Here is a 16,236-nt window from a genome sequence, read left to right on the forward strand (position 1 = left end):
GATGTTCAATGTCCCATTTTCAGATTGGTGCGGGCCAGCAGGATGACGGGCAGCAGGCCGGCCAGCACGATCGCGAGCGCGGCGACCGCGCCTTCCTCGTAGGTGCCGCGGGCCGCTTCGGCATAGAGCCAGGTGGCGAGCGTGTCGAAATTCATGGGCCGCAGCAGCAGCGTGGCCGGCAGTTCCTTCATGGCGTCCACGAACACCAGCAGCGCGCTGGCCGCCAGGGCGGGGCGCAGCAGCGGCAGGTGGACGCGGCGCAAGGTGCCGGCCGAGCTCTCGCCCAGCAGGCGCGAGGCCTGTTCCAGCGACGGCGGGATGCGGGCCAGGCCGGCTTCGAGCGCGCCGGTGGAGATGGCCAGGAAGCGGATGGCGTAGGCGCACACCAGCGCCGCCATCGAACCCATCAGGAACAGGCCGCTGCCGCCGAAGACCTTGGCCACGGCGGTGTCGATCCAGACGAACGGCGTCAGCAGGCCGATGGCCAGCACGGTACCCGGCACGGCGTAGCCCAGGCTGGCGACGCGGGCGCAGGCGCGGCCCGGATTGAAGCCGGCGCTTTCGCGCAGCGTGCGGCCGGCCCAGGCCACGATCAGGCCGCAGACCAGCGTCACGATGGTGGCGCTGAATGCCACGATCAGCGTGTTGCCCAGCCCGTTGAGCAGCTGGCTGGAGACGCCGCCCACCATATGCAGGCGCTTGTAGGTCTCGACGACCAGGTACAGCGCCGGCGCGACGAAGCCGACGATCACCGGGATCCAGCCCAGCACCGCCGCCAGCGCCGCGGCGGGACCGCGCAGCCGGCGCGGCTGCATGGGCCGCATGCGCTGGGTGTTGGCGTAGCGCTGGCGCTTGCGGCCATGGCGCTCCAGCAGGATCAGGCCGATCACGATGGCGAGCATGGTCAGCGCGATCTGCGCCGCGCCGGCCAGGTCGGAACGCGTGACCCAGGTGGTGTAGACCGACACGGTCAACGTCTGCACGCCCAGGAACTCCGAGGCGCCGATGTCGTTCAGGGTTTCCAGCAGCGCCAGGCTGACGCCGACCACGATGGCCGGCCGCGCCAGCGGCAGCGCCACGCGGAAGAACACGCCATAGCGGCCCGCGCCCAGCGTGCGCGCCGCCTCCAGCAGGCTGGCGGCCTGCGTCATGAACATGACGCGGGTGCTGAGATAGACGTAGGGATACAGCACGAAGCCCAGCACGAAGATCGCGCCTTGGATCGAACGCAGGTCCGGCAGCCGGAACTGGCGCGGACTGTCGTAGCCCAGCAGGGCGCGGATGGCGCTCTGGATCGGACCGATCGGGTGCAGCAGATCGAGATAGGCGAAGGCGATGATGTAGGTCGGCACCGCCAGCGGCAGCAGCAGCGCCCAGGTCAGCGCGCGCCGCGAGGGGAATTCGTAGGCCGTCACCAGCCACGCCGAGCCGGTGCCCAGCAGCGTCACCAGCACGCCGACGCCGGCCAGCAGCATGGCGGTATTGGCCAGCGCCTGCGGCAATACGTAGGTGGCCAGGTGGCGCCAGTGCGACAGGTCGCCGCCCAGGGCCCACCAGACCAGGGTCAGCACCGGCGCCAGCACCGCCAGGCCGATCAGGACGGCGCCGGCCAGCCAGCCGGTGCCGCGTTCAGCCCAGCGCAAACGCAGCGGCCGGGGCAGGGAATCTGTATGCATGCTTCACAAGGTTTGCTGCGAGGAAGGCGCCACGCGGGCGGCGCCTATAGTAGCGTCAAGGCCTGCCGCCGCCCATCCCGGTGTTTTCCGGGCGAGCGGGGGCAGGCCTGAGTGCCGCGAGACGGCGCCGGCGGGCGCCGCCTGGCCGCGTGTTAGTTGTCGAAACCGACCTTGTCCACCAGCTCGCTGGCTTGCTTGCGGTACTTGGCGATCTCGGTCAGGGGCAGGGGATCGACCTTCAGTTCGCCGAAGCTGGCGATGACCGGGTCGAGCTTGACGCCCTTGCGCACCGGGTATTCGTAGTTGGCCTGCGCGTACAGCGCCTGCGCCGGCTCGGACACCAGGAAGTCCAGCAGCTTGATGGCGTTGGCCTTGTTGGGCGCGTGGGCCGCCACGGCGGCGCCGCTGACGTTGACGTGGGTTCCGCCGCTCTTTTCGTTGGCGAAGGTCGGGCGGATCACCTTGATGGCGTCGCCCCACTTGCGGGCGTCGGTGCCGGCCTCGGCGTTCTTCATGTGGCCGACGTAGTAGGCGTTGGCCAGGCCGATGTCGCAGATGCCGCCCAGGATGTCGCGGGCCACGTCGCGGTCGCCGCCGGCGGCCTTGCGGGCCAGGTTGGCCTTGACGCCGCGCAGCCACTTCTCGGTGGCCTCGGCGCCGTCATGGGCGATCATGGAAGCGACCATGGCGGTGTTGTAGGGGTGCTGGCCCGAGCGGATGCAGACCTTGCCCTTCCATTTCGGGTCGGCCAGGTCTTCGTAGCGGAAGGATTCCAGCTTCAGGTCCTTTTCGACGTACAGCACGCGGTCGCGCAGCGACAGGGCGTACCATTTGCCATCGGCGCCGCGCAGGTTGGCGGGGATCACCGATTCCAGCGTCTGCGACTTGACCGACTGCGTCACGCCGCCGTCGACCAGGTCGAGCAGGTTGCCGATGTCGACGGTCATGAGCACGTCGGCGGGCGACTTGGCGCCTTCGGCCTTGACGCGTTCGAGCAGGCCGTCCTTGACGAACACCGTGTTGACCTTGATGCCGCTTTCCTTGGTGAAGGCGTCCAGCAGCGGCTGGATCAGCTTCGGTTCCCGGGTGGTGTAGAGGCTGACTTCCTCGGCCGCGTGGGCCGGGACGGCGAAGGCGGCGGCGCCGGCCAGGGCCAGGGCGCGCAGCAGGGTGGTCATTTGGGGACGCATGGACATAACGGGAACTCCGGCAAGGGCTGCGACGACCGGCGCGCAAAACGCCGCCGCCGCTCAAAGCGGTCTGCTAACGAAAATGATTATCAAGTCAGAGCGGCACGATAACAGGAAGTTTTATCGTGTTCAACTAGATGTAAGACTTGAGTTAGGACCCTTGATCCCCATCAATACGGCATAAGCGTATTACGGAATAATGAGAGCAATTATCATCAAGTCCCTGTAGAATAGGGACAACCCTAATACCGGGCGCGTCTTTTGTGCGCCGCGGCGAACCCCAGCGGGGCAGGTCGGGCACCACGTCCTATGTTCCGCGCTTACTAGATACGACATGGCTGCTTTCAATACCGAGCGTGTACTGAGCGTGCACCACTGGAACGACACCCTGTTCTCCTTTACCACCACGCGTGACGCGGCCCTGCGGTTCCACAACGGCCACTTCGTCATGATCGGCCTCGAAGTCGAAGGCAAGCCGCTGCTGCGGGCCTACAGCATCGCCAGCGCCAACTACGAAGAAAACCTCGAATTCCTCAGCATCAAGGTGCAGAACGGTCCGCTGACCTCGCGCCTGCAGCACCTGAAGGAAGGCGATACCATCCTGGTCAGCCGCAAGCCGGTCGGCACGCTGGTGGTCGACGACCTCCGGCCGGGCAAGCACCTGTTCCTGTTCGGCACGGGCACCGGCCTGGCGCCCTTCATGAGCATCATCAAGGACCCGGACGTCTACGAACGCTTCGACAAGGTCATCCTGGTGCACGGCGTGCGCTGGGTCAGCGAGCTGGCCTATGCCGACTTCATCGAAAACGAGCTGCCGAACAACGAGTTCTTCGGCGACGTGGTGCGCGACAAGCTGGTCTACTACCCGACCGTCACGCGCGAGCCGTTCCGCAACCAGGGCCGCATCACCGAGCTGATGGAAAACGGCAAGCTGTGCGCCGACATCGGCATTCCCCAGATCAACCCGGAAACCGATCGCGCCATGATCTGCGGCAGCCCGCACATGCTGGCCGACATCAGCGCCATGCTGGACAAGCGCGGTTTCGTGGTGTCGCCGGGCGTGGGCCAGCCGGGCGATTACGTGGTCGAGCGCGCCTTCGTCGACAAATAAAGCGCGGTTGCTTCGCGCCAGCAAAAAGCCCCGCCGCGTATGCGACGGGGCTTTTTTGTTTGCCGCAGGGGGGCGGGGCGCAGCCCCGCCGTGCGTCATTCCGGCTGGATGCCGGCCTTCTTGATGATGTCGCCCCACTTCTTCGATTCGGCCTGCTGGAACTGCGCCAGTTCGTCGGGCGTGGAACTGGCCGGATCGGTGCCGGTCTGGGCGTAGAACTGCTTGGCCGGGGCGCTCTGCGTGGCCTTGACCAGCAGCTCGTTCAGGCGCTTGACCACGTCGGGCGGGGTGCCGGCCGGCGCGTAGGCCGCGAACCAGTAGCCCATCTCGTAGCCCGGCACGCCGGACTCGGCGATGGTGGGCACGTCCGGCGCCAGCGGCGAGCGGGTCAGGCCCGTCACGCCCAACGCGCGCAGCTTGCCCGACTTGACCTGCGGCAGGCCGGTGGCGGTGTCGGTGATCATCATGTCGATCTGGCCGCCGAGCAGGTCGGTGACGGCCAGCGGGTTGCTCTTGTAGGGCACGTGCAGCAGTTGCACGCCGGCCATCTGCTGCAGCAGTTCGCCGGCGATGCGGCTGCTGGAGCTGCCGCTGCCGAAGCTGAGCTTGCCGGGCGACTGGCGCGCCTGCGCCAGGAAGTCGCCGACTGACTTGGCGGTCGAGTTGGGATTGACCACCATGATCTGGCCGCCCTTGCCGAGCAGCGAGATCGGCGCGTAGTCCTTGATGGGATGGTAGGTCAGCGTCTTGTACAGGTGCTCGTTGGCGGCATGGGTGGTGTTGGTGGTGATCAGCACAGTGTAGCCGTCGGGCGCCGCGCGGGCCGCGGTGGCGGCGCCGATCATGGCGCTGGCGCCGGGCTTGTTCTCGATCACCACGGCCTGGCCGGTCTGTTCGGTGACGCCCTGGCCGATGGCGCGGCCGATCTGGTCGGTGGCGCTGCCGGCGGCGAACGGCACGATGAAGGTGATCGGCTTGGCGGGGAAGGCCGAGGGGGCCTGGGCCAGGGCCGTCAGCGGCAAGGCCGCCAGCAGCAGGGCCAGCCGGCCCTTGAGGGTAAAGCGCATGGTGTGTCTCCTGTCGTGTGTTGTGTGTGTTGTTGTCGTGGTGGTGCTGCGGGGTCAGGCGGGGGCGGGGTGGTCGCCCGCAATGTCGGGCAGGCGGGCGGCCAGCGCGGGGCTGACCTGGACCGTCATGTCCAGCAAGCGGAAGGACAGGCTCTTGCCGTGCGCGTCCAGGTTGAGGGCATCGTTGACGCCGCCGTCCAGCACGCCTTCGAGCACGAAGTTCATGGCGTGCAGGGTCGGCAGCAGGTAGCGGGTGACGCGCGCCGGCTGGCGATAGGCGAACCAGGCCGCCACGCGCGCCTCGGTGACCTGCGCTGCCAGCGCCTCGTAGCATTCGGGGTCCCAGGCGATCAGGCTGAGATTGGAGGTGTCGCCCTTGTCGCCGGAGCGGCTGTGGCCCAGGCGGTACAGGGGGGCGGCTATCGACGGGGTGTTCATTGCGGGATCTCGTCCAGGAAGCGCCAGCCGCTGTCGACGGCGTCGCGGGGGATGGTGCAGGACACCATGTTCAGGCGCGGACGCAGCGCGGTGCGCACGCCGCCGCCGCCGGCCGGGCCGCAGGTATAGAGCGCGGTGACTTCGCGCAGCACGCGTTCGGCCACGGCGCGGTCGGCGTGTTCGCCGGCAATGCGCAGGCGCACATCGCGGGCGTGGCCGCCGGGGCGGTCCTGGCGCAGGGCGCCGGCGTCGTTGTCCAGGATGCTGATGGCGCCGATCAGGTCGGCACGCAGGCGCAGCGCCGATCCCAGGCGCCGCTGCACGATATCCGCGGCCAGGCGGGCGCGCGCCTCGGCCTGCACGCCGGCGTAGGAAATCTCGGCCTCGGCCAGCCAGCCGCCGTGGTGGCAGACGTTGACCTTCAACTCGGCGGGACGGGCGTGGCCGGTGATGCCGCGCACCGCGACGCGGTCGCCGCCCAGTTCCTCGACCCGCGCCTGGCTGATGTCGGCGATCACGTCGGGCGTCAGGTAGCGGGCGGGGTCGTGCACTTCGTACAGCAGCTGTTCCTTGACCGTGCGGGCGTCCACCGCGCCGCCGGTGTCGGCGGCCTTGCCGATGACGAATTCGCCGTCGGCGTCGATCTCGGCGATGGGGAAGCCGGCGGCATGCACGTCCGGCACCTCTTTCAGGCCGGGCACGCAGAAGTAGCCGCCGGTGACCTGCAGGCCGCATTCGAGCATGTGGCCGGCCATGGTGGCGCGGCCCAGGCGGGTCCAGTCTTCCGGATCCCAGCCGAAGTGCGCCAGGGCCGGGCCCAGCGTCAGCGACGGATCGGCGACCCGGCCGGCGACGACGATCTGCGCGCCGGCGGCCAGCGCCTGCGCGATCTCGGTGGCGCCCAGGTAGGCGGTGGCGCTGACCACGTCCACGCCTTCCAGCGCCGCGCCCAGGCGCTGGCGCAGCAGCTCGCGCTGGGCTGGCGCGTCGAGCGCGTCGCCATGGATCACGGCGATGCGCGGCGCGGGCAGGCCCTGCTGCGCGGCCAGTTCGGCGATGCGGCGGGCGGCGCCGACCGGGTTGGCGGCGCCGAAGTTGCTGACGATGGCGATGCCGTGGCGCAGGCAGTCGGCCAGCACCGGCGCCACCAGTTCATCGAGCAGCGGCTCGTAGCCGCGGCGCGGGTCCTCGTTGCGCGCCAGCTGCGCCAGCGCCAGGGTGCGCTCGGCCAGCGTTTCGAAGATCAGCGTGCCGCCGCCCCGGGCGGCCAGCGTGCGCACCACGGCGGCGGCGCCGTCGCTGCGGTCGCCCGAAAAGCCGGAGGCGCAGCCGATGAGCAGGGGAGAGGAAGGCATAAGGGTCCAGGCAGGGCGCGTAAGGGAATCCGGAGCCACTATAGGCAGCGCCCGCTCATCAGTAAAATAGAAATATCGGATCAATTAATCCAGAAAAGCCATGAATCTATCCGCCCGGCAATTGCGCGCTTTCGTGGCCCTGGCCGACGAACGGCACTTCACCCGCGCCGCGCAGCGCTGCCACCTGACGCAACCGGCCTTCAGCGCGCTGATCCGGCAGCTTGAGGAAAGCGCCGGCCTGCGGCTGTTCGACCGCAACACCCGCAACGTCGAGCTGACGGCCGAAGGCCGGGTGCTGGACGCATCCGCGCGGCGCCTGCTGGCCGACATGGACCTGGTGATGGAAGACCTGCGCGACCATGCCGCCCGCCGTCGCGGCCGGGTGGCGCTGGCCGCGCTGCCGTCGTTGGCGGCGGGCTGGCTGCCGCCGCTGCTGGCGCGGTTCCGCGACCAGCATCCGGGCATCGCGGTGGACCTGCGCGACGCCTTGCTCGATCCGTGCCTGGACATGGTGCGCGACGGCCAGGTGGACTTCGCGGTGGCCTCGCGGCGGCCGGACATGAGCGACCTGGACAGCGAATTCCTGCACGCCGACCGCTATTTCCTGGTGTGCCGCGCCGACCATCCGCTGGCAAGCATGGCGCGCGTGCGGCTGCGCGACGTGGCCCGCCACGCGGTGATCCAGCTGGCGCGCAACAGCAGCGTGCGCAAGCACCTGGACGCGGCCTTTGGCGCGGACGCGCCGCCGCCGGTGTTCGAGGTCGAGCACCTGGCCACCGTCACCGGGCTGGTGCGCGCCGGGTTGGGCGTGGCGGTGGTGCCGGCGATGACGCTGTTCCATTTCGGCGGTCCCGACCTGCGCATCGTGCCGCTGGCGGGCAAGGCGCTGCTGCGGCCGCTGTACCTGGTGTGGCGCCAGGGGCGCAGCCTGCCGCTGGCGGCGCAGGCGCTGTATGACCTGCTGTGGGCCAGCCGGGCGGAGATTGGCGGCCCGCCGCCGACGGGCCGCCGATGATGCCGGGCCGACAGGCCCGTCCGATGGCGCGAAGCGGCGCTAGGCCGTCAGCTTGGCGCGGGCCAGCGCCAGCAGTTGGTCGGGATGTTCCGCGATGCGTGTGCGGGCGGCGTTGGCGCTGTCGGTGCGGGCCGGGGTGTTGACGGCGGTTTCCAGCGAGCCTTCCGGGAAGCTGAAGTGGCGGGCGATGTCGGCCAGGGCGTTGGCATGGACCGCCATGTCCGCGTAGGCCGCCACGATCGGCACCCCGTTGTGTTCGCCGATCTTGACCAGCACCTGCCCGACCGCCATGTGCTCGGCTTCCGCGCGCGCCAGGTCATTGGCGTTCGGGCCATGCGGGTCGACGAAGGCATTGTCGACCGAGACCAGGTACATGGCGGGGGACGCGGCGTCGAGCTTGGTGGTGACCGAGATGACGCCCGCGTCGGTGACCGCTTCGCCCGCGTTCAGGCGCCTGAGCAATTCAGTGTTGTGGTCATTGGTGGCCAGGGTGCGGGCGTACACCTTGGGCTCGCCCGAGGGCGTGGCGGGCGTCAGCACCCGCAGTTCCAGCCCGGCGATCAGTTTTTCGCGGGATGTGTCGCGGGCATCGTGCGTATCGCGCGGGGGGCGGGATTCTCCGGGCCTGAGCGGCGCATCGCCGCGCAGGGCCTGGTTGAAGTCGCGGCCGCTGAACGGGAGCGGCACGTGGTTGTCATCCGCGCTGCCGCCGTCGGTCGGCGCCTGCTGGTACATCGTCATCGCCAGATCCGCTTCCGGCGGCATCTGGTCGGCCACGGCCTTCGGCACGCCGAGGGAGGTCGCGGTCTCGCTGGCGCGTTGCTGGTGGAAGCGGACCGCCGCCTGGGCATCGCCTTGAAAGGGTTGCGCCGAGAGGCGTTTGAAGCTGTGGTCGCCCAGATAGGCATAGACCTCATCGGCGCGCTCGGGGGCGACGGTCGGCAAGGGCGGCGGCGCCTTGTTGAATCCCGAGAGCAGCCCCGAGACTACGTTGACGACGGCGTCGACCGCGATGCGCAGCAGGCCGGGCCCCTGCGAGGATGGCGTGGTGGGACTGGGCGGCGTGCGGCGCGCCTGGGTACCGGAGGTCGATTGGCCGCGTGAGCGCTGGATGCCGCCCGTGGTGGTGCCGGTGCTACGGGTGCCGCCAGAGCCACGAGTGCCGCGAGAGCCACCGGTGCCACCGGTGCGTCCGGTGCCTCCGGTGCCGCCCGGAGGGGTGGCCCCGGAGCTGTAGCGCCGCACCTGGAAGGTGATGTTCACTGGCCGTTGCCGGGTGCTCAAGGTCTGGCGCCGCACGAACGACGCCACGATTCGTTTCTGGGTTTGGCTGGTGACCACGCGCCTGGCGGAGTCTACGACTTTGGGGGCTTGGGTGGTCGCGATGCGGGAGATGCTTTGCATGGTGAGTCTCCCGGGGTCAGGCGCGCAGCATGCCGGGCGCCTGGCCGAACGCCTGCGCATCGGGGGCGGCGGCGTCCACGGGCAGGGCGTCGCGATAGGCGTCGAGCGCCTTGCCCGCCAACACGGCGAAATTGCCCAGGACGTTCTGGAAGGTGGTGTCGTCCATGCCGGGCAGGTCCACCACCCAGCGGTAGAGCACGATCTGCTCCTGCGGCTCCAGCGCGAAGGCGCCCGGCAGCAGATCCGGGTCGCAATTGAGCTGCAGCACGTTGCTGAGCAGGGTCGGGTGCACGTCGGCATCCAGGGCGTCGACCTGGATCGCCAGGATGAAGACCTCGCTGTTCTCGGGCGGGTGCGCCAGGATGATCGCTTCGGGGAACGGGGAAATGCTCAAGACCGTGATGCCGGTCTGTTCGAATTCGTCCGCGTCTTGCGCGCCGGTTGCCTGGCGAATCCAATCCTTGACGGTGATGCGATAGTCCTGGGCCATGATGTTTTCCTTGGGTGAGGATGCCGGTGGGCGATGCCGGGACGGTCCGCATTGCGTTTTTCCGTCCCGAAGTGTGGGTAACATGGAAGGTTCCGGGGTTCCTTGCAGTCGTGCCTTTCGCAAAACCCTATTGCCGATTAAAATCCGATAGTTGTAGCTATCCGTCACCAGAAGGATTCCGCCCATGAGCAAGCAAATCATCCACACCGACGCCGCGCCCGCCGCCGTTGGCCCTTACTCGCAAGCGGTTGCCGTCAGCGGCACCAAGACCGTCTACCTGTCGGGCCAGATCGGCCTCGAGCCGGGCACCGGCGACCTGGTCTCCGAGAATTTCGATGCGCAGGTGCGCCAGGCCTTCGCCAACATGACCGCGGTGGTCGAGGCCGCCGGCGGCACGCTGGACAAGGTGGTCAAGCTGACGCTGTTCCTGACCGACCTGGGCAAGTTCACCGCCGCCAACGCCATCATGGCCGAGCTGATTCCGCAGCCGTTCCCGGCCCGTTCCACGGTCGGCGTGGCCAGCCTGCCCAAGGGCGCGCAGTTCGAGGTCGAGGCCATCCTGGTCCTGTAACGTCCGCCCACGCGCGTTTTCCCCCGGGGTTTCCTTCCGATATGCCGGCCGCGGCCGTGGCTACCAAGCGATCCGGCGCCGATCCCAAAGGCGCCGGCAAAGCCATGACGGATACGGAGCGCAAGCTGCGTAACCTGGGCCTGGTGCTGCCCGAGGACTTCGTGCTGCACCTGCCGCTGCGCTACGAGGACGAAACCCGGGTCATCCCGATCAGCCAGTTGCGGCCCGGCTTTGCCGGCCAGGTCGAAGGCGAGATCACCAAATCCGAAGTGCTGTACCGGCCGCGGCGCCAACTGACCGCCACGCTGGCCGATGACAGCGGCGAATTGCAATTGCGCTGGCTGAATTTCTACCCCAGCCAGCAGAAGCAGGTCACCGTCGGCAAGCGGCTGCGCGCGCGCGGCGAGGTCCGCGGGGGCCTGTTCGGGCGCGAGATGGTGCATCCGCGCATGACCAACGCCGACGCGCCGCTGCCCACGGCGCTGACGCCCGTCTATCCCACCACCGAAGGCATGCCGCAGTTGACGTTGCGGCGCGCCATCGCGCAGGCGCTGGACCGCGCCGACCTGTCCGATACCCTGCCGCCGCAGGCGCTGGCGCGCTACGACCTGTCGCCGTTCGAGCCGGCGATCCGCGCCTTGCACACGCCGGCCCAGGGCGAATCCGAGGCGGCCCTGCTGGAGCGCGTGCATCCGGCCTGGCGCCGCATCAAGTTCGATGAATTGCTGGCCCAGCAGCTGTCGCTGGCCGCCGCCCGCGCCGCGCGCCGCGTCAAGGAAGCCGAGGTGCTGCCGGTGCGCGACGAGGCGGGCGGCCTGGTGGACCGGCTGTACCAGGCGCTGCCGTTCAAGCTGACCGGCGCGCAGCAGCGGGTGGTGGCCGAGATCTCGGCCGACCTGGCGCGGCCGTATCCCATGCATCGCCTGTTGCAGGGCGACGTCGGCAGCGGCAAGACGGTGGTCGCCGCGATCGCCGCGGCCCAGGCCATCGCCGGGGGCGCGCAGGTGGCGCTGATGGCGCCCACCGAAATCCTGGCCGAACAACATTTCCGCAAGCTGGTGTCGTGGCTGCAGCCGCTGGGCGTGAACGTCGCCTGGCTCAGCGGCAGCCTGACGGCCAAGGCGCGCCGCGAAGCGGCCGCGGCGGCCGCTGACGGCAGCGTGCAACTGGTGGTGGGCACCCAGGCCCTGATCCAGGACCACGTCGAATTCCACCGGCTGGGGCTGTCGATCGTCGACGAGCAGCACCGCTTCGGCGTTGGCCAGCGCCTGGCGCTGACGCGCAAGGGCGAGACGGTGCGCGGCCGCATCGTGCCGCACCAGCTCAACATGAGCGCGACGCCGATCCCGCGCACGCTGGCCATGACTTTCTTCGCCGACCTGGACGTGTCGGTGATCGACGAACTGCCGCCGGGCCGCACGCCGGTGCTGACCAAGCTGGTGTCGGACGCGCGCCGCGAGGAAGTCATCGCCCACATCGCGCAGGGCGCCCGCGGCGGCCGCCAGGCCTATTGGGTCTGTCCGCTGGTCGAGGAAAGCGAAGCCCTCGAGTTGCAGACCGCGGTCGACACCTACGAGGGCATGCGCGCGGACCTGCCGGACCTGCGCATCGGCCTGGTGCACGGCCGCCTGCCGCAAGCCGAGAAGGCCGCGGTGATGCAGGCCTTCCGCGAGGGCGAGATCGACCTGCTGGTGGCGACCACCGTGATCGAGGTCGGGGTGGACGTGCCCAACGCCTCGATGATGGTGATCGAGCACGCCGAGCGCTTCGGCCTGGCGCAGCTGCACCAGCTGCGCGGCCGGGTGGGACGCGGCACGGCCGAGTCCGTCTGCGTCCTGATCTACCAGACGCCGCTGTCGCAGGTGGCGCGCGAGCGCCTGCGCGCCATGTTCGAAACCTCGGATGGTTTCGAGATCGCGCGCCGCGACCTGGAGCAGCGCGGGCCGGGCGAATTCCTGGGCACGCGCCAGTCCGGTATGGCGCTGCTGCGTTTCGCCGACCTGGAAACCGATGCCGAGATCGCCGAGCAGGCGCGCGATGCCGCGGTCTGGCTGCGCGCCGAACATCCCGCCGCCGTCGAGGCGCACCTGGCCCGCTGGATGCGGGGCCGGGAAGACTTCCTGCGCACCTAGCGGATGGGTTTTCCAATGACCTTTTCATCTTCCAGCGCCGCCCGCGGGGCCGGCGTCCAACCCTCGGGGGCCTAGTCCACCATGACTCTGACCGAACTCAAATACATCGTGGCCGTGGCGCGCGAGCGCCATTTCGGCCGGGCGGCCGAGGCCTGTTTCGTCAGCCAGCCCACGCTGTCGGTGGCGATCCGCAAGCTCGAAGACGAGCTGGGCGTGACGCTGTTCGAGCGGGGCGGGGCCGAAGTGGGCGTGACGCCCATCGGCCAGCGCATCGTCGCTCAGGCCCAGAAGGTGCTGGAGGAAAGCGCCAGCATCAAGGAAATCGCGCGCCAGGGGCATGACCCGCTGGCCGGCCCGCTGCGGGTCGGCGTGATCCACACCATCGGCCCGTACCTGCTGCCGCGCCTGGTGCCGGTGCAGATCGGCCGTACGCCGCAGATGCCGCTGCTGCTGCAGGAGAACTTCACCGTGCGGCTGGTGGAGCTGCTGCGCCAGGGCGAGATCGACTGCGCCATCATGGCGCTGCCGCTGCCGGAAGCGGGGCTGGTGATGCAGCCGCTGTACGACGAGCCGTTCGTGGTGGCGGTGCCGCAGGACCATGAGCTGGCGCAGCGCGAATCGATCGATGCCCAGGACCTGAAGCAGCAGACCATGCTGCTGCTGGGCAGCGGCCACTGTTTCCGCGACCAGGTGCTGGAGGTGTGTCCGGAGCTGTCGCGCTTCTCGGCCGCCAGCGATGGCATCCAGCGCACCTTCGAGGGCTCGTCGCTGGAGACCATTCGCCACATGGTCGCGGCCGGCATCGGCGTGACGGTGCTGCCGGTGACGGCGGTGCCGGAGCAGCCGCCGTCCAACAGCCTGCTGCGCTACCTGCCGTTCGAGGGCCACGTGCCCGAGCGCCGCGTGGTGCTGGCCTGGCGCCGCAGCTTCCCGCGGCTGGCGGCGATCGAGGCGCTGGCCCAGGCGGTGTACGAGTGCGAGCTGCCCGGCGTGCGGATGCTGTCGGACGAAGTCGCGGCCGTGCAGGACTGAAAATACGGGCGCATTTGCGCTCGATAAAGCCGCGGCGCGCGGGCCGGTCCTGGCGCCGGATTGTCGCAGTCGCGGTGTTATCCTAGTTTTGTCTACCAACCCCAACAGGGAGCTAGCAATGGCAAAGTCCTCCAAGAAGACCCCCAGCGTTCCGCGCATCAACATCGGCATTTCGGACAAGGACCGCGCCGCCGTCGCCGGCGAGCTGTCCAAGCTGCTGGCCGATTCGTACACCTTGTACCTGATGACGCACAACTTCCACTGGAACGTCACGGGGCCCATGTTCAACACGCTGCACCTGATGTTCATGACCCAGTACACCGAGTCGTGGAACGCGCTGGACAGCATCGCCGAACGCATCCGCGCCCTGGGCCACTACGCGCCGGGCACGTACCGCGAGTACGGCAAGCTGTCGTCCATCGCCGAGCCGGACTCGGTGCCCGAAGCGCTGGAAATGGTGCGCCTGCTGGTCAATGCCAATGAATCGGTCGCCAAGACCGCCCGCGCCGCCTTCGAGAAGGCCGACGCCGCCAACGACCAGCCGACCGCCGACCTGCTGACGCAGCGCCTGGACGTGCACGAAAAGAACGCCTGGATGCTGCGCAGCCTGCTGCAGTAAGCGCCACGGGCGGCGTCCGAGCCGGCGCCGTTCAAGAGCCAGGCCCCCGGGACCCTCGTGGTTCCGGGGGCTTTTTTCATGCGGCCGGCGTTGGGGGGCGGGCCGGTGCGCGATTTTCCCGCAGGCAGGGCGCGATTATCCCGGGAGCAGGGCGTATTCAGGCTTGGACGCGCGGCCATCATGCGCCGCACTTGTTCAATTGTGTAATCCACCGCCCTGTCATCGGTGGAAGTGATTTCAATATCAGGACAGATTTTCCCGCTTGGCGCACGGCACGCTTTGGGTATTTACGCGTGAGGCGCGCATGCCATGTTCATGCTGCCAGGTCAATTGTCGGAATGATTTTCGGATTCACCGCCGGCCCGATATTCCCGGTGATTCAGACGCGATCCGTGACTTGAAGTTGCAATAAGGGCATTTTCCCCAGGGGGTTTACTGTTGCCCCTGGATGAATGCTCATTCCTTGCAGTTTTATTAAGCCAAGATAAGAAAACGACTTTAAATATTTGCTAACAAGACAAACGATCTCATTTATTTCCATTTGTATGGGAAAAGAGATTATTTCAGGGATTTCCCCACGTTTATTACGACCTCGGCGACTTATTTCCATAGCATCGAAAACTTTTAGAAAAAAGTTTGCTGTCTGCCCGGCCTACGATTCGTTGGCTCGCTACCCGCTCGTATGACGGGGTATCGAGATGTAATCATTTTTGAGCAACGCGTCCACCCCGGGCAGAAGAAAACCATGCGATTCCGTATTGTTTTCGCCATGCCCGGGTGTCGGTTTCTAGTGTCTTCGACACGACGAAAACAGTGAGGTCCCCCGTGGTAAAGAGAATCGCAGTGTGCGGTCTTGGATATGTCGGCCTGCCGGTGGCCGTGGCATTTTCCAGGCGCTTTGATGTCGTCGGCTTTGATGTGGACAAGCGGCGCATCACGAGCCTGAAACAGGGAGAGGACTGGACCGGCGAGATCGAGCGTGAGGCATTGCTGGCGTCCCCCATGCAGTTCACCGACCAGGTAAGCGAACTGGACGGTTGCGATTTCTTCGTTGTCGCCGTGCCGACGCCGGTCGATGAAAAGAACAATCCCGATTTTTCCCTGCTGGTGCGGGCCTGCCGTTCGATCGGCCCCGTGCTGCGCCCCGGCTGCATCGTGGTTTTCGAATCCACGGTCCACCCCGGCGCGACCGAGGAAATCTGCGGGCCGGAATTGGAAAAGGTGTCGGGCCTGCGTTGCGGCGTCGACTTCAAGCTGGGCTACAGCCCCGAACGGATCAACCCGGGCGACCGCGAGCATCCGCTGGAGAAGATCGTCAAGATCGTGTCCGGCCAGGACGCGGAATCGCTGGAGGTCATCGCCGGCGTCTACGAACAGATCATCGACGCGGGCGTGCACCGCGCCTCCTCGATCAAGGTGGCCGAAGCCGCCAAGGTGCTGGAAAACACGCAGCGCGACATCAACATCGCCCTGATGAACGAGATGTCCAAGATCTGCGATCTGGTCGGCATCCGCACCGCCGAAGTGCTGGAAGCCGCCGGCACCAAGTGGAATTTCCTCAAGTTCACGCCCGGCCTGGTCGGCGGCCACTGCATCGGCGTCGATCCGTACTACCTGACGTCCAAGGCGCAGGAACTGGGCTACCACCCCGAAGTCATCCTGTCGGGCCGCCGCATCAACGACGGCATGGCCAGCCACGTGGCGGCGCGAGTGGTGCAGACCCTGGCCCGCAACGGCCGCCTGAACGCGTCGACCCGGGTCGGCATCCTGGGCATGACGTTCAAGGAAAACGTGCCGGACATCCGCAATTCGAAAGTGGTCGACCTGTATCGCGCCCTTGGCGACTACGGCATCACGCCGGTGGCCTGCGACCCGATGGTCGACGCCGAACAGATGCGGCATGAATACGGCATCAGCCTGGTGAATCGCGACCAGTTCCGCGACATGGACGTGCTGATCCTGGCCGTGCCCCACCGCGAAACCATGGAAACCCTCTGGGAAGACCTGCCGCAACTGGTCAAGGCCGACGGCATGGTCTGCGACCTGAAATCCGTGCTGGACAGCCGCCGGCTGCCGTCCGGCCTCTTGTACTGGACCCTCTGAGTCCAGGCCCGCCGCAACCCATCAAACACAGGA

General features: G+C 67.8%; 14 protein-coding genes. 7 read left to right on the plus strand and 7 right to left on the minus strand.

The features are described 5' to 3' along the window. Positions 1-5: 5 nt before the first annotated feature. Together AC1HFW_RS07325 and AC1HFW_RS07330 are read right to left on the minus strand one after the other, a co-directional pair. Complete coding sequence (locus tag AC1HFW_RS07325) at positions 6-1,676, minus strand: ABC transporter permease (protein ID WP_061071360.1); 1,671 nt, start codon at positions 1,674-1,676, stop codon at positions 6-8. A 152-nt stretch (positions 1,677-1,828) separates the two neighbouring features. After that, the gene (locus AC1HFW_RS07330) at positions 1,829-2,872 is read right to left on the minus strand and encodes a Fe(3+) ABC transporter substrate-binding protein (RefSeq protein WP_006394788.1); all 1,044 of its coding nucleotides are present in this window, start codon (positions 2,870-2,872) and stop codon (positions 1,829-1,831) included. Between the two features lie 328 nt (positions 2,873-3,200). On the opposite strand from AC1HFW_RS07330, the gene AC1HFW_RS07335 reads away from it, so the two are divergent. After that, positions 3,201-3,977 carry a ferredoxin--NADP reductase gene (locus tag AC1HFW_RS07335; RefSeq protein WP_006394789.1) on the plus strand — a complete coding sequence of 259 codons (777 nt, stop codon included), beginning with the start codon at positions 3,201-3,203 and terminating at the stop codon, positions 3,975-3,977. Positions 3,978-4,072: 95 nt separating this feature from the next. Here the strand turns inward: AC1HFW_RS07335 and AC1HFW_RS07340 are convergent, their stop codons facing one another. The 3 genes from AC1HFW_RS07340 to AC1HFW_RS07350 are packed head-to-tail and all read right to left on the minus strand — an operon-like array spanning position 4,073 to position 6,837. Then, complete coding sequence (locus AC1HFW_RS07340; RefSeq protein ID WP_116521560.1) at positions 4,073-5,044, minus strand: Bug family tripartite tricarboxylate transporter substrate binding protein; 972 nt, start codon at positions 5,042-5,044, stop codon at positions 4,073-4,075. Positions 5,045-5,098: 54 nt separating this feature from the next. Next, positions 5,099-5,482 carry an AtuA-related protein gene (locus AC1HFW_RS07345; RefSeq protein WP_479282476.1) on the minus strand — a complete coding sequence of 128 codons (384 nt, stop codon included), beginning with the start codon at positions 5,480-5,482 and terminating at the stop codon, positions 5,099-5,101. Then, positions 5,479-6,837, minus strand: coding sequence for an acyclic terpene utilization AtuA family protein (locus AC1HFW_RS07350; protein WP_479282478.1), 1,359 nt, complete (start codon positions 6,835-6,837; stop codon positions 5,479-5,481). Before AC1HFW_RS07350 ends, AC1HFW_RS07345 begins: the two co-directional genes overlap by 4 nt. 100 nt (positions 6,838-6,937) lie before the next feature. Between AC1HFW_RS07350 and AC1HFW_RS07355 the strand changes: the two genes are divergently transcribed. Beyond that, entirely contained in the window at positions 6,938-7,852 is a 915-nt protein-coding gene (locus tag AC1HFW_RS07355) for a LysR family transcriptional regulator (RefSeq protein ID WP_035360351.1), read from the plus strand. Positions 7,853-7,891: 39 nt separating this feature from the next. Here the strand turns inward: AC1HFW_RS07355 and AC1HFW_RS07360 are convergent, their stop codons facing one another. Together AC1HFW_RS07360 and AC1HFW_RS07365 are read right to left on the minus strand one after the other, a co-directional pair. Next, positions 7,892-9,256: a hypothetical protein gene (locus AC1HFW_RS07360; RefSeq protein WP_479282480.1), complete on the minus strand. Its 1,365-nt coding sequence runs from the start codon at positions 9,254-9,256 to the stop codon at positions 7,892-7,894. Positions 9,257-9,272: 16 nt separating this feature from the next. Next, positions 9,273-9,746 (minus strand): type III secretion system chaperone family protein, encoded by a 474-nt coding sequence (locus AC1HFW_RS07365; protein WP_006394794.1) that lies wholly within the window; start codon positions 9,744-9,746, stop codon positions 9,273-9,275. A 184-nt stretch (positions 9,747-9,930) separates the two neighbouring features. On the opposite strand from AC1HFW_RS07365, the gene AC1HFW_RS07370 reads away from it, so the two are divergent. From AC1HFW_RS07370 to AC1HFW_RS07390, 5 genes are all read left to right on the plus strand, one after another. Continuing rightward, entirely contained in the window at positions 9,931-10,317 is a 387-nt protein-coding gene (locus AC1HFW_RS07370; RefSeq protein ID WP_006394795.1) for a Rid family detoxifying hydrolase, read from the plus strand. 41 nt (positions 10,318-10,358) lie between these two features. After that, positions 10,359-12,449 (plus strand): ATP-dependent DNA helicase RecG, encoded by a 2,091-nt coding sequence (gene recG, locus AC1HFW_RS07375; RefSeq protein ID WP_479282482.1) that lies wholly within the window; start codon positions 10,359-10,361, stop codon positions 12,447-12,449. 81 nt (positions 12,450-12,530) lie between these two features. After that, positions 12,531-13,481 (plus strand): LysR substrate-binding domain-containing protein, encoded by a 951-nt coding sequence (locus tag AC1HFW_RS07380; protein ID WP_006394797.1) that lies wholly within the window; start codon positions 12,531-12,533, stop codon positions 13,479-13,481. Positions 13,482-13,599: 118 nt separating this feature from the next. Further along, positions 13,600-14,100, plus strand: coding sequence for a Dps family protein (locus AC1HFW_RS07385; RefSeq protein ID WP_006394798.1), 501 nt, complete (start codon positions 13,600-13,602; stop codon positions 14,098-14,100). A gap of 843 nt (positions 14,101-14,943) precedes the next feature. Beyond that, positions 14,944-16,203, plus strand: coding sequence for a nucleotide sugar dehydrogenase (locus AC1HFW_RS07390; RefSeq protein WP_083827874.1), 1,260 nt, complete (start codon positions 14,944-14,946; stop codon positions 16,201-16,203). The last annotated feature ends 33 nt before the right edge of the window (positions 16,204-16,236 follow it).

The organism is Achromobacter sp. ISS7 (assembly GCF_056523125.1).

Coding starts and splice junctions, on each gene's coding strand:
- AC1HFW_RS07350 (WP_479282478.1), bottom strand. CDS start 6,837: ATGCCTTCCTCTCCCCTGCTCATCGGCTGCGCCTCCGGCTTTTCGGGC.
- AC1HFW_RS07325 (WP_061071360.1), bottom strand. CDS start 1,676: ATGCATACAGATTCCCTGCCCCGGCCGCTGCGTTTGCGCTGGGCTGAA.
- recG (WP_479282482.1), top strand. CDS start 10,359: ATGCCGGCCGCGGCCGTGGCTACCAAGCGATCCGGCGCCGATCCCAAA.
- AC1HFW_RS07385 (WP_006394798.1), top strand. CDS start 13,600: ATGGCAAAGTCCTCCAAGAAGACCCCCAGCGTTCCGCGCATCAACATC.
- AC1HFW_RS07370 (WP_006394795.1), top strand. CDS start 9,931: ATGAGCAAGCAAATCATCCACACCGACGCCGCGCCCGCCGCCGTTGGC.
- AC1HFW_RS07365 (WP_006394794.1), bottom strand. CDS start 9,746: ATGGCCCAGGACTATCGCATCACCGTCAAGGATTGGATTCGCCAGGCA.
- AC1HFW_RS07345 (WP_479282476.1), bottom strand. CDS start 5,482: ATGAACACCCCGTCGATAGCCGCCCCCCTGTACCGCCTGGGCCACAGC.
- AC1HFW_RS07340 (WP_116521560.1), bottom strand. CDS start 5,044: ATGCGCTTTACCCTCAAGGGCCGGCTGGCCCTGCTGCTGGCGGCCTTG.
- AC1HFW_RS07380 (WP_006394797.1), top strand. CDS start 12,531: ATGACTCTGACCGAACTCAAATACATCGTGGCCGTGGCGCGCGAGCGC.
- AC1HFW_RS07360 (WP_479282480.1), bottom strand. CDS start 9,256: ATGCAAAGCATCTCCCGCATCGCGACCACCCAAGCCCCCAAAGTCGTA.
- AC1HFW_RS07355 (WP_035360351.1), top strand. CDS start 6,938: ATGAATCTATCCGCCCGGCAATTGCGCGCTTTCGTGGCCCTGGCCGAC.
- AC1HFW_RS07330 (WP_006394788.1), bottom strand. CDS start 2,872: ATGTCCATGCGTCCCCAAATGACCACCCTGCTGCGCGCCCTGGCCCTG.
- AC1HFW_RS07335 (WP_006394789.1), top strand. CDS start 3,201: ATGGCTGCTTTCAATACCGAGCGTGTACTGAGCGTGCACCACTGGAAC.